General features: G+C 73.3%; 9 protein-coding genes. 7 read left to right on the top strand and 2 right to left on the bottom strand.

The window, feature by feature from the left end; all coding sequences use genetic code 11:
* Window positions 1–20: 20 nt before the first annotated feature.
* From E1298_RS06090 to E1298_RS06060, 7 genes are all read left to right on the top strand, one after another.
* A complete protein-coding gene (locus tag E1298_RS06090) occupies window positions 21–260 on the top strand; it encodes an acyl carrier protein (protein WP_131889798.1) in 240 nt (79 codons plus the stop codon).
* A gap of 2 nt (window positions 261–262) precedes the next feature.
* A complete protein-coding gene (locus tag E1298_RS06085) occupies window positions 263–1,636 on the top strand; it encodes a condensation domain-containing protein (RefSeq protein ID WP_165975324.1) in 1,374 nt (457 codons plus the stop codon).
* A 79-nt stretch (window positions 1,637–1,715) separates the two neighbouring features.
* Window positions 1,716–2,756, top strand: coding sequence for a 2,3-diaminopropionate biosynthesis protein SbnA (gene sbnA / locus E1298_RS06080; RefSeq protein ID WP_243725417.1), 1,041 nt, complete (start codon window positions 1,716–1,718; stop codon window positions 2,754–2,756).
* Between the two features lie 23 nt (window positions 2,757–2,779).
* On the top strand, window positions 2,780–7,708 hold the full coding sequence (locus E1298_RS06075; RefSeq protein ID WP_131889796.1) for a non-ribosomal peptide synthetase: 4,929 nt from the start codon (window positions 2,780–2,782) through the stop codon (window positions 7,706–7,708).
* Window positions 7,705–8,706 (top strand): TauD/TfdA family dioxygenase, encoded by a 1,002-nt coding sequence (locus E1298_RS51125; protein WP_207944470.1) that lies wholly within the window; start codon window positions 7,705–7,707, stop codon window positions 8,704–8,706. Before E1298_RS06075 ends, E1298_RS51125 begins: the two co-directional genes overlap by 4 nt.
* Window positions 8,707–8,719: 13 nt before the next feature.
* A complete protein-coding gene (locus E1298_RS06065; protein ID WP_131889794.1) occupies window positions 8,720–9,655 on the top strand; it encodes a TauD/TfdA family dioxygenase in 936 nt (311 codons plus the stop codon).
* Window positions 9,656–9,903: 248 nt separating this feature from the next.
* Window positions 9,904–10,758, top strand: a complete 855-nt coding sequence (locus tag E1298_RS06060) for a S1 family peptidase (RefSeq protein ID WP_131889792.1) — start codon at window positions 9,904–9,906, stop codon at window positions 10,756–10,758.
* Window positions 10,759–10,846: 88 nt separating this feature from the next.
* On the opposite strand, the gene E1298_RS06055 is transcribed toward E1298_RS06060, so the two are convergent.
* Together E1298_RS06055 and E1298_RS47760 are read right to left on the bottom strand one after the other, a co-directional pair.
* Window positions 10,847–12,325 (bottom strand): DHA2 family efflux MFS transporter permease subunit, encoded by a 1,479-nt coding sequence (locus tag E1298_RS06055; protein WP_243725416.1) that lies wholly within the window; start codon window positions 12,323–12,325, stop codon window positions 10,847–10,849.
* A 105-nt stretch (window positions 12,326–12,430) separates the two neighbouring features.
* Window positions 12,431–13,020 (bottom strand): hypothetical protein (locus E1298_RS47760; protein WP_207944469.1); only part of this gene is annotated, 590 nt, incomplete at its 5' end.

The raw sequence follows: 13,020 nt of genomic DNA, 5'->3' as shown, positions 1-13,020 counted from the left end.
CGACACGAAAGGACCCTGCGATGCCACGCGAGGAAATCGTCGCGCAGATCGACAAGCTGATCCGCCACCTCATGCCCGAGCTGGAGGCCGACATCACCCCGACCACCACCTTCGAGGAGCTGGGCATGGACTCCCTCGGCCGGGTGGACCTGTTCACCGACGCCGAGGCCGCCTTCGGCGTCGTCGTGCCCGACGAGGAGCTGGCGAACATCCTGGGCGTCGACGATCTGGCCGAGTTCGTGGCCGAACGGGTCTCCTGACCGTGCTCGCGCTCTCAGTCGGCCAGGAGTCGCTCTGGACGCTGTACCGGGTCGCGCCGGACAGCGCCGCCTACAACGACGCCGACGGCCTGGCCTTCCGGCCCGCGCCGGACGAGGCGGCGCTGCGCGCGGCGCTGCGGGACCTCGCGTCCCGGCACGACCTGCTGCGCTCCCGGTTCCACGACGGCCCGGGGCACGCGGTCCGGGAGGTCCGCGACCCCGGCCTGGTCGACCTGGAGGTCCGGGACGTGCCCGGCGGCGGCGATCCGCGGACGGCGCTGCGCCGGTCCGTGCGCGCCATCGCGGCCGAGCCGCTCGACCTCGAAGGCCGCGGGCCGCTGCGCGCCGTCCTGCTGCGCCGCCCGGCGGACGCCGTGCTCGTGCTGGTCTGCCACCACATCGCGGGGGACGCCACCTCGCAGCGGATCATCTGGCGGGACCTGCTGGAGTTCTACCGGGCCAGGATCGCGGGGGACGCGCCGGCGCTGCCGGCGCTCCGCTCGACCTACGACGACTTCGTCCGCGCGGAGCGGGAGATGCTCGGCTCCGAGCGCGGCGCCGAGCTTGCCGGCTACTGGCGGGACGAGTGCGCGGGAGCGCGGCCCGCCGAGCTGCCCACGTCCCGGCCCCGGCCGGACACGCCGGGCTTCCGCGGCAGCACGGTCGACCGCCGCCTCGACGACGACCTCGCGGACCGCGTGCGGGAGGCCGCGCGCACTCGCGGGATCACCCCGTTCGCGCTGACGCTCGGCGCGTTCCAGGCGCTCGTCCACCGCTACGTCGCGGGCGGTGACCTGCTCATCGGGTGCCCGACCACGCTGCGGCGCAGCCTCGCGACCCGCGATCTGGTCGGGCTGCTGGTCAACACCGTGCCGCTGCGCTCGGGACTGGCCCCGTCCACCACGTTCGAGGAGGTCGCGGCCGCGGCCGCCGCCCGACTCGGCGCCGCGTCCCGGCGCGCCCGCTTCCCGTTCGCCCTGATGGAGGGCGGCGGGGAGGCGGGCAAGCCGGGACGCGCACCGGCGCTGCGCATCGGCATCACGATGGTCGGCGGCCGGGGCGACCCGCTGCTGGACCTGGCGGCGTCCGGGGAGTGGATGGAGCACGCCGGCCACCGGATCGCCGTGCTGGACCTGCCGAGGCTGGAGGGGCAGACCGACCTGACCGTGGAGATCGGCCAGTCCACCGGCGGGCTCTCGGTGGCCTTCCGCTACGACGTGGACCTGTTCACCGGCGAGGCCGTCACGCGGCTGCTGGAGCGCTTCCTCCGGTTCGTCCGGGTGAGCGTGGACGATCCGGCCGCCGAGGTGGGGCGGGTCCCGCTCGCCGAGGACGCCGGCGAGATAGCGAGCCTGCTGGCGCTCGGCAGCGGATGAGGACATCCGACATGGAACAGAACTGTTGCGAATCAGTTTCGTGCCGCGTGCGCGCGGCACGGAATTCGGGGGGGAAGTGGTGGCTCTTTCCGGCCTGACCGGGATCCTGTCCACGATCGGCGGGACTCCGCTGGTGGAGCTCACAAGGCTGCTGCCGGAGCCGAAGTACCGGATATTCGCCAAACTCGAACGCTTCAATCCCGGTGGCAGCATCAAGGACCGGACGGCCCTGAACATGCTGCGCGGACGGATCGAGAGCGGCGCGCTGCCGCCGGGCTCGATCGTGGTCGAGTCGAGCTCGGGGAACCTCGCGGTGGGGCTCGCCCAGATCTGCCGCTACCACGGGCTGCGGTTCATCTGCGTGGTGGACGCCAAGACCACCGCGCAGAACCTGGAGATCATGCGCGCCTACGGCACCGAGGTGGAGGTGGTCACCGAGGGCGACCCGGCGACCGGCGAGTTCCTCCCGGTGCGCCTGCGGCGCGTCCGGGAGCTGCTGGCCGAACTGCCGGGCGCGTACTGGCCGAACCAGTACGCCAACCCCCTCAACCCCCGGGCCCACGGGCAGACGATGTCGGAGATCCTCCGCACGCTGGACGGCCCGCCCGACTACCTGTTCTGCACGACGAGCACGTTCGGCACGCTGCGCGGCTGCTCCGACCACGCCCGCGCCAACGGGCTGCCCACCACGATCGTCGGCGTGGACGCCCTGGGCAGCGCGATCTTCGTCGAGCCGGACGAGCCCGTCCCGCCGGTCCGGCGGCTGATCCCGGGCCACGGCGCGTCCGTGCGGTCGGCGCTCGTCGACACCTCCGCCGCCGACACCGTCGTCCACGTCACCGACCAGGAGTGCGTGGTCGCCTGCCGCAGGCTGGTGACGCGCGAGGCGATCCTGGCCGGCGGCTCCTCGGGCGCCACCGTCGCCGCGCTGGAGCGGCTCACCGCAGACGACGCGATCCCGCCGGGTTCCAGCTGCGTGCTGATCTTCCCGGACGGCGGCGACCGCTACCTCGGGACGATCTACAACGACGAGTGGGTCACCGCCCACTTCGGCGAGATCTCCCACCTGTGGAAGGCGCCGCCGTGGGAGCCGTCCGCGCCGCTCGTCGAACAGACCTGACCTGACCCCGTCCAAGGAGCACCATGGACCAGCTGTTGCCCGAACTCGTCGCCCGGCAGGCCGGGCGGACGCCCGACGCCGTGGCGGTGGTCGAGGGGAAGCGCACGCTGAGCTACGCCGATCTGAACGCGCGGGCCGACCGGCTCGCCGGCCGGCTGCGCGAGCTCGGCGCCGGCCCCGGGGCCTTCGTGGCGGTCTGCATGCACCGGCGGATCGGCCTGGTGACCGCGCTGCTGGCGGTGTGGCGGGCGGGCGCGGCGTACGTGCCGATCGACCCCGCCTACCCGGCCGAGCGGATCCGGCTGATCCTGGAGGACACCGGGACCAAGGTGCTGCTCACCGAGAAGGCGCTGGCCGATGGCCTGCCCCAGGGCGCGGCGACCCCCTTCGTCGTCCGCCCGGACGGCACCGTCCCGGCGCGGCGGGGCACCCCGGCGGACGCCGGGCCGTTCGAGGCCGTCGCCGTGTCCGGCGCGGACGCCGCCTACGCGATCTACACCTCGGGCTCGACCGGCCTGCCCAAGGGCGTCGTGGTCACCCACGCCGGGATCGCCAACCGGGTCGGTTGGACGGTCGAACGGCACGGCCTCGGCCCCGCCGACCGAGTGCTGCAGAAGACCTCGCTCGGGTTCGACGCCGCCGTCTGGGAGTTCTTCGCGCCGCTGGTGAGCGGCGGCACGGTCGTGCTCGCCCCGATCGGCGCCGAACGCGACCCCGCCGCGCTGGTCGCGGCGGCCGCCCGGCACAAGGTCACCGTGCTCCAGGCAGTGCCCTCGGTCTACGCGGCGCTCGTCGAGCAGCCGCGCTGGACCAAGTGCACCTCGCTCCGGCTGCTGTTCAGCGCGGGGGAGGCGCTGCACGGCGGCCTGGCCGCCCGGCTCACCGCGCACCTGGACGCGGACCTGTGGAACACCTACGGGCCTACCGAGTGCGCGATCGACATCACCGCGCACCAGTGGGACCCGGACCGCGACACCGGTCCGGTGCCGATCGGCCGTCCGATCACCGGGCTGCGCGTCCGGGTGATGGACGAGCACGGCGCGCTCGCCCCGGTCGGCGTGCCCGGCGAGCTGTTCGCGGGCGGGCCCGCCGTCGCGCGCGGCTACCTCGGGCGCCCCCGGCAGACCGCCGAGCGCTTCGTCCCCGACCCCTACGGCGCCGAGGGCGAGCGGCTCTACCGCACCGGCGACCGGGTCAGGTGGCGCGAGGACGGGGCCCTTGAGTACCTGGGGCGGCTCGACGACCAGGTCAAGGTCAACGGCGTGCGGATCGAGCCCGCCGAGATCGAGGCCGTCCTCGCGGGCCACCCGGAGGTCAACGGCGTCGTGGTCGCGGCGCGGTCCGGGCCCGGCGAGACCGGCCGCCTGCTGGCGTTCCTGCGCGGGACGGGCGCCCCCGCCGCCGGGCTGCGCGCCTACCTGTCCGAGCGGCTCCCGGAGACCCACGTGCCCTCGGCGTTCGTCACGGTCGAGGACTTCCCCCGCACCGCCAGCGGGAAGGTCGACCGGAACGCGCTGCTCGACGCCGCCGCGAGCAAGGCGCCCGAGCGTCCCGCCTACGTCGCGCCGCGCACCGCCGCCGAGCGGACCGTCGCCGAGGTCTGGCAGGACCTGCTGGGCATGGACGGGATCGGCGTCCACGACGACTTCTTCGCGCTCGGCGGCTCGTCGCTGCTGCTGACCCGGCTCGCGGGCAGGCTGCCCAAGTCCGGGGACGGGCAGGTGGTGCTGCGCGGGCTGTTCGCCGCGTCCACCGTGGAGGAGCAGGCCGCGCTGCTGGACGGCGCGGGCGAGCGGGTCCCCGCGATCCGCCCGGTGCCGCGCGACGCGCCGCTGCCCCTCTCGTCCGGCCAGCACCGGCTGTGGTTCCTGGACCGGATGAGCCCCGGCAGCCGCGAATGGGTGGCCCCGCTCTTCCTCCGGCTGCCCGCGGACACGGCCGAGGCCACCGTCCAGGACGCGCTGGCGACCGTCGAGGAGCGGCACGAGGCGCTGCGGACCCGCTACGCCGAGCAGGGCGGCGAGCCCCTCCAGACCGTGGTCGAGCCCGGACCCGTCGAGCTGCGCGTCGAGGACGCCGCCGCCGGGGACCTGGAGCGGCTCTTCGGCGAGCAGTTCGAGCGGGGCTTCGACCTGGAGAACGGCCCCCTGTGGCGGGCGCTCCTGGTCCGGATCCCCGGCGAGGACCACGTCCTGCTGGTGACGACGCATCACATCGCGTCCGACGGCTGGACGACCGTCATCCTCGAACGGGAGATCCGCGCGCTGTGCACCGGCGGCCCCGTTCCCCCCGTCCCGCCGGTGCAGTACGCGGACTACGCGGTCTGGCAGCGCGAGCGCCTCACCGACGAGGTCATGGAGACCGAGCTGGACCACTGGCGGCGCACCCTCGACGGGATGCCCGCGCTGGCGCTGCCCACCGACCGCCCGCGCCCGCCCGTCCGGGACGGCCGCGGCGCGGGGGTGGCCGTCGAGATCCCCCACGAGCTGTCCGCCCGCCTGGACGAGCTGGGCCGGCGCTGCGGCGCCACGCCGTTCATGACGCTGCTGGCCGGGTTCGCCGTGCTGCTGGCCAGGCACGGCGGCGAGTGGGACGTGCCCGTCGGGACCCCGGTCGCGGGCAGGTCCCGCCCGGAGGTGGAGCAGGTCGCCGGGTTCTTCCTCAACTCCCTGACGCTGCGGTGCCGGCTGGAGGGCGGGCTCGCCTTCGAGGACGCCGTCCGACGCGTCCGGGAGGTCGCCGCCGACGCCTTCGCCCACCAGGACCTGCCGTTCGAGCGGCTCGTGGACGAGCTGGCCTCGGCGGGCGACCTGTCCCGCACGCCCCTCTACCAGGCGGCCTTCGACCTCGCGGAGGAGGGCACGACCAGCGTCGTCACGGGCGACGACGCAGCGCTCGGGGCGTTCCAGCGGGCCTGGCGGGTCGCCAAGACCGACCTCACCCTCTTCCTGTGGCGGCGGCCGGACGGCGCGCTCGCGGGCGCGTTCGAGTACGCCACCGCGCTGTTCGAGGAGGACACCGTCCAGCGGCTCGCGGACCGCTTCGTCCGGCTCCTCACCGCCTTCGCCGACGACCCGGGGACCCGGCTCGACGCCGTGGACCTGCTGGCGGGGGAGGAGCTCGCCGAGCCCTCCTCCGGATGGAACGACACCGCCCGCGCATGGGAGCCGGACGGCGAGCCCGCCCTGACCGTGCCCGCCCTGATCGAGACGGCGATCGCGGACCACCCGGACGCGGAGGCGGTCGGCTGCGGCACCACGACCCTCAGCTACGCGCGGCTCGGCGCCGCCGCCGACCGGACGGCCCGCGCGCTCGTCCGGGAGGGCGTGCGGCCCGGAGACGTGGTGGGCGTGCTCGCCGAACGGTCGGCCGACATGGTGGTGGCCATGCTCGCGGCGTGGAAGGCGGGGGCGGCCTACCTGCCGATCGACCCCACCGTCCCCGACGAACGCGCCGCCGTCATGCTGGAGCAGGCCGGCGCCGTGCTCACCCTCGCACCGGAGGCGCACCACGCACGGCTGAGCGGCCGAACCTTGACAGTATCCTCTGACGGCCCCGATGGCACCGAACCGCTGTGGGTCCACACCGACCCCGACAGCGCGGCCTACGTCGTGTTCACCTCCGGCTCGACAGGGACGCCCAAGGGCGTGGTCGTCACCCACCGCGGGCTGGCCAACCACGTGCTGTGGGCCGCCGAGGAACTGGCCACCCGGGGCTCGGGCGGCGCGCCGATCTTCTCGTCCGTCGCCTTCGACCTGGTCGTGCCGAACCTGTGGGCGCCGCTGGTGTCCGGGCAGCGGGTCTGGCTGATGCCGGCCTCGGCGGAGCTGGACGAGATCGGCGCGCGGGTCGTCCCGGCGGGGCCGTTCAGCTTCGTCAAGCTGACCCCGGGCCACCTGGACGTCCTGCTCCACCAGGTCTCCGCCAAGGAACTCGCCGGAATGGCGGGAATCTGGGTCGTCGCGGGCGAGGCGTTCCCCCGGGACCTGCTGCGCCGGTTCCAGGACCTCGCGCCCGCGGCCGTTGTCCTGAACGAGTACGGCCCCACGGAGGCGTCGGTGGGAACCTGCGTCTACCCCGTGACCGAGCCGTTCGCCGGCGAGGTCGTGCCGATCGGCCGTCCGCTGCCCAACATGGCGATGCACGTCCTGGACGGCGGGATGCGGCCGGTGCCGCCCGGCGTCGTCGGAGACCTGTACGTCGGCGGCACGGGCGTGGCGCGCGGATACGCGGGGGCGCCCGGCATGACCGCCGACCGCTTCGTCCCCGACCCGTCCGGCCCGCCGGGCGCGCGGATCTACCGGACCGGCGACCTCGTCAGGCGCCGCGCCGACGGCGTGGTGGAGTTCGTCGGCCGCGCGGACGACCAGGTGAAGATCCGGGGATTCCGGGTCGAGCCGGGCGACGTGCGCGCCGCGCTGCTCGCCCATCCCGGGGTGCGCGAGGCGTTCGTGGCCTTCCGCGACGGCCGGCTCGTCGCCTACCACACCTCCGAGACGGCGGCGGAGGAGCTGGTCGCGCACTGCGCCGGACGGCTCCCGGAGTACATGGTGCCCGGGGCGTTCGTCCGGCTGGACCGGCTCCCGCTCAACGCCAACGGCAAGGTCGACCGGAGCGCGCTCCCGGCGCCGGAGGCGGCGACCGAGGACGACGCGCCGGTGCCGCCGGGCAACGAGGTCGAGGAGCACATCTCGTCGATCTGGTTCGACCTGCTCGGCCACGACGCGGGCGTCCGCAGGAGCTTCTTCCAGAGCGGCGGCCACTCCATCCTCGCCATCAGGCTGATCGCCCAGCTCCAGGACGACTACGGGATCGACCTGCCCATCCGGGTGGTGTTCGAGCGGCCCACGGTCGCCGAGCTCGCCCAGGAGATCGAAGACAGGGTCCGCGCGGAGATCGACGAACTCGTCGACCAGCCGGCGGGGGCCAACGACGAAGGGGGGACACGGTGACACAGGGGACCGACACGGAACCCGCACCGGTCACGGACGTGATGCGATGCGACCTGACCGGGCAGGAGCGCGCCGTCATGGAGGACCTGGCCGGGCGCCTGGCCAAGACGCCGCCCGGCCTGGTCGACGACCCGGAGTGGCTGGAGGAGGCGCGGGCGCTCTGCTGCCACCTGCCCGTCCGGCTGCTGGAGACCGTCCGGCGCTACCGCCACGACCCCGGCCCGGAGGGCGTCCTGGTGATCGGCAACCTGCCGGTGGACACCGCGACCCTGCCGCCGACCCCGACCGTCCCCGGGTCCGTGGAGCGGACGGCGACCGTCCCCGCCTCCCTCGCCGTGCTCGTGACGCTCACGCTCGGCGAGCTCGTCGCCTACCGCGAGGAGAAGTCGGGCGCCCTCGTGCAGAACGTGGTCCCCGTGCTCGGACGGGAGAGCTCGCAGAGCAACGCCGGCTCCGTCCCGCTGGAGATGCACGTGGAGAACGCCTTCCACCCGCACCGTCCCGACTACGTGGGCCTGCTCTCCCTGCGCCACGACCAGGACGGGACGGGCGGGACCATCACCTCCTCGATCCGCGAGGCCCTCCCGCTGCTGTCGGACCACGACCGGGACGTCCTCGGCCGCCCGCGCTTCGCCACCGAGCCCCCGCCGTCCTTCCAGGCGTCCTCCCACGACGCCGCGCCCGCCGGGCACCCCCTGCTCGACGGGGACCCGGGCGACCCCAACCTCAAGGTCGACTTCTTCGCCACCACCGCGCTCGACGCCGAGGCCGCGCAGGCCATGAGCCGGCTCCGGACCGCGTTCCTGGAGACCTCGCGCGAGCTGATGCTGGCCTCCGGCGAGATGGTGCTCGTCGACAACCGCGTCGTCATCCACGGGCGCGCGTCGTTCACCCCCCGCTACGACGGCCACGACCGCTGGCTGCACCGCACCTTCGTGTCCCTGGACAACCGGCGGACCCGGGCGCACCGGCCGGGCAACGGCCCCGTCATGAACTGAGAGGACGGCGACAATGGCACAGGCACTCCCGTTCGTGGTCGAGGCCGAGGGACCCGACCTCACCAAGCTGATCGAGCACGACCGGCCCCGCCTGCGCGGGCTGCTGAGAGAGCACGGCGCGATCCTGTTCCGCGGCTTCCCCATCGGCGGCGTCGACGGCTTCCAGCCGGTCGTCGAGGCCCTGTCGGGCGAGCCCCCGCTGGAGTACGCCGAGCGGTCGTCGCCGCGCAGCGCGATCAAGGGGAACGTCTACACCTCCACCGACTACCCGCCCGACGAGGAGATCTTCCTCCACAACGAGAGCTCCTACCAGCTCTCCTGGCCCAGGTTCCTGTACTTCTGCTGCGTCCGCCCGCCCGAGACCCAGGGCGCCACCCCGCTGGCCGACTCGCGGCTGATCCTGCGGTCCGTGGACCCGGCCGTCCGCGAGGAGTTCGACCGGCGCGGCTGGATGGTCGTCCGGAACTTCCAGGCGCCGTTCGGCATCCCCTGGCAACAGGCGTTCAACACCGATGACCGGTCGGCCGTGGAGGAGTACTGCCGCGACCACGGGATCGAGTACGAATGGCGCGGCGACGACCACCTGCGGACGCGGGCCGTCCGCAAGACCACGCACCGGCACCCGGAGACGGGGGCCGAGGTGTGGTTCAACCACGCCACGTTCTTCCACCACACGACCCTGCCCACCGACGTCCGCGAGGGCCTTCTCGCCGTCCTGGACGTGGAGGACCTGCCCACCAACACCTACTTCGGCGACGGCGGCGCGATCCCGCCCGCCACCCTGGACCACCTGCGCTCCTGCTACCGCTCCAACACGGTCCGATTCGACTGGCGGCAGGACGACATCCTGGTGATCGACAACATGCTCACCGCGCACGCCCGCGAGCCCTACACCGGCCCGCGCCGCATCGCCGTGGCCATGGCCGAGCCGTACGAGCCGTCCGTCTGACCGCGCGGTCCGAGGTGCGCGCCCGGGGCGTCCCCCACCCGCCCCGGGCACAAGTAGGCAATGCGTGCCAGGTTGCTTCCGTTCCCGCAGGTCCCGGCAAATCGGGTCTTCTCGGGCATCGGTTCCGTGGTTAGCATCACGCAGCCAGGATCTTCGGCACCAACGTGGGCCATGCCGGCCGCGAGACCCGCACCGGTGTGCCCTCGTTCGCTTGCCCGCTCGTCCACCCCAGCGAGAGGACCCCCCGCATGTTCAGACGCATTCTCGGCGTCGCCACCGCGGCACTGATCGGCGCCGCCACGCTGACCGCGCCCGGCTCGTCCACGGCGCTCGCCGCGCCGGCGCCGCCCAAGGTCGCGGTCGACTTCACCGGCATCGTCGCCCTCAACAACTGCTCGGGCTCCCTGGTCCGCACCCCGAGCGCCGCCGACACCGACCCGGCGCTCGTGCTGACCAACGGCCACTGCTACGAAGGCGGCCAGCCCGGCGCCGGGCAGGTCATCACCAACCGCGCGTCCAGCCGCACGTTCAGCCTGCTGGACCCCAGCGGCAGCCGCACGCTCGCCACCCTGCGCGCGACGACGCTGCTGTACGCGACCATGACCGACACGGACGCGGCCATCTACAAGCTCAACACGACCTACGCCGCCATCCAGCAGTCGTACAAAACGCCGGCGCTCCAGCTCCTGACCGACCACCCGACCAGCGGCGCTGACCTGCGGGTCGTCTCCGGCTACTGGAAGCGGATCTACTCCTGCCGTCTCGACGGCTTCGCCTACCGCGTCCGCGAGGCCGCGTGGACGTGGAAGGACTCGCTGCGCTACACCTCCGAGTGCAACGTCATCGGCGGCACCTCGGGCTCCCCGGTCATCGACGCCGGCACCGGCAAGGTCGTCGGCGCCAACAACACCATCAACGAGAGCGGCGGCCGCTGCACGCTCAACAACCCGTGCGAGGTCGACGAGGCCGGCAAGGTCACGGTGCGTCCGAACATCGGCTACGCCCAGCAGACCTACACCCTGGCCAACTGCATCGCCCCCGGCAGCACGCTCGACCTGAACCGGGCCGGCTGCACCGTCCCCAAGAGGCGCCCCGCCGCCTGACCGGCGCCGCCCCATAGCCGATGGCCCGCCCCGCGAGCCGGCGCGACACGAGTCCGCGCCGCCCCGTGAGGGCGGGCCGTTTCGGTTCCTACTCCGCGTGGGCGGGACTCTCATCGGACGCGGGCACCGCGCGCACCAGCGCGATCCCGATGGCGATGGCGGCCACGACGAGGCCGGCCGCGATCCAGAACGCCAGGTGGTAGCCGCCGTTCAGGGCCTCCGCCGCGGACTTGCCCTCCCCGCGCAGGCCGTCGGAGTGCGAGGCCGCCAGGGTGGCCAGCACGGCCAGGCCCAGCGCGGCGCCGACCTGGGCCGTGGTGTTGATCAGGCCGGACGCCAGCCCGGCGTCCTCCGGCTTCGCGCCGGACATCGCGAGCGTCATCAGGGCGGGGAAGCAGGTCCCGGCGCCGGTGCCGAGCAGGATCATCACCGGCAGGACGTGCGTCAGGTAGTCCCCGTCGACCGGGGCCCGGGTGAACAGGACCAGCCCCGCCATGATCAGGACGAGCCCCGGGTACAGCGTGTTGCGGGCGCCGAACCGCGTGATCAGCGGCTCGGAGAAGCGGATCGACATGAGCCCCATCGCGATCGTGACGGGCAGGAAGCCCAGCCCGATCTCCAGGGCGTCGTAGTGCAGGATGCGCTCCAGGTAGAGCGAGCCCAGGAAGAACATCGCGAACATGCCCGACACCATCAGCGCCTGGACCAGGTTGGCGCCGCTGACGTTGCGCGACCGGAAGATCCGCAGCGGGATCAGCGGGTTGGCGGCCGTCGCCTCCCGGACGACGAAGGCCACGAGCAGCAGCACCGAGACGGCGCCCAGCCCCAGCGTGCGCCCGGCCGTCCACCCGTCCTCGGCGGCCGGCTTGACGATCGTGAAGACGGTCAGCATCAGCGCCGCGGTGATGAGGACCGCCCCAGGCACGTCCGCGCCCCGTCCGAACCCGAGACCGGCGTCCTTGTCCAGGTAGCGCACGGCGAGCAGCGCCGTCGCGACGCCGATCGGCACGTTGACGAAGAAGATCCAATGCCAGTTGATCGACTGGGTGAGGACACCGCCGGCCAGCAGGCCCACCGAGCCCCCGGCGGAGGCGACGAAGGCGTACACGCCGATCGCCTTCGCCTGCTCACGAGGCTCGGGGAACATCGTCACGATCATCCCCAGGATCACCGCGGACGTCAGCGCCCCGCCGACGCCCTGCAAGAACCGGGCCGCGACCAGCATCTCCTGGCTCTGCGCCACTCCGCACAACACCGATGCCACCGTGAACACGGTCAGCCCGATCAACAGGATCCGCCGCCTCCCGACCAGATCCCCCAGCCGTCCGGCGAGCAGCAAAAGCCCCCCGAACGCGATCAGGTACGCGTTGACCACCCACGCCAGGCTCGACGCCGTGAACCCGAGATCGTCCTGGATCGCCGGCAGCGCCACGTTCACCACCGTGACGTCCAGCACGATCATCAGCATCCCGACGCACAGCACGTACAGCGCGATCCACCGCGACCGATCGCTCTTCCCCTGCGCACCCTCGCGCCCGGCGGGCCGCCTCATAGTCTGTTCGTTCATCGAGTCCTCTTCACAGAGCGGCCCCCGTCGAGGGCTCACGACACATCGAATCGACCCCGACTCCCGGGCGCCGACGAGTACTCAGACCGTCCCCGCCCCCAAAACTCATCGCTCCGTCCGCAAGAACCTTCCCGCTCGGGAAAGAGGGCCGGCGCACAGCACGGCCAGCGCTATGAAGGAGACCGCCACGATGATGCGGACGGCGTCGTACTGGGCCGGAACGGTGCCGATGCCCGGCAGGAGCACGCAGCTCAACAGTGCGATGCGGACCGTCAGCACCTCGTCGAAGAGGCTCGGGCGGAGCAACGCAAGCAACGGGAGGAACGCAGCGTCGTACCACGGGTACTGCACAGGCGAAACCACGACGCACGCGATGGCGAACGCCGCCGCCGGGCGGATGTCCAGAGGACCGGGCAGCGCGAGCGCGGCACGGACCCCGCCGGCGATTCGCCACCAGATCAGGAGCGCGACGATCCCGGTCGCCACGATGACGGCCGCGCTGTAGAGGCCGGGCCGCTCCAGTAACGCCCGTGGGATCGGCAGGACCAGGTCGCCGTCATGGGCTATCCGCTTGGTGAGCGCGGTGATCGCCGAGTTCCCCGCGCTCAGGTAGGAGACCCCAGTCGCAAGGCCGTCGAAGAGGCCGGCGACCCGGTGGGCAGAGAAGGCCCCGCCGCCCAGGCCCCACCCGACAC

The organism is Actinomadura rubrisoli (assembly GCF_004349215.1).
Taxonomy (GTDB): Bacteria; Actinomycetota; Actinomycetes; order Streptosporangiales; family Streptosporangiaceae; genus Spirillospora; species Spirillospora rubrisoli.
Note: the sequence above shows the minus strand (reverse complement) of the source record. Positions and strands in the feature narration are given on the sequence as shown.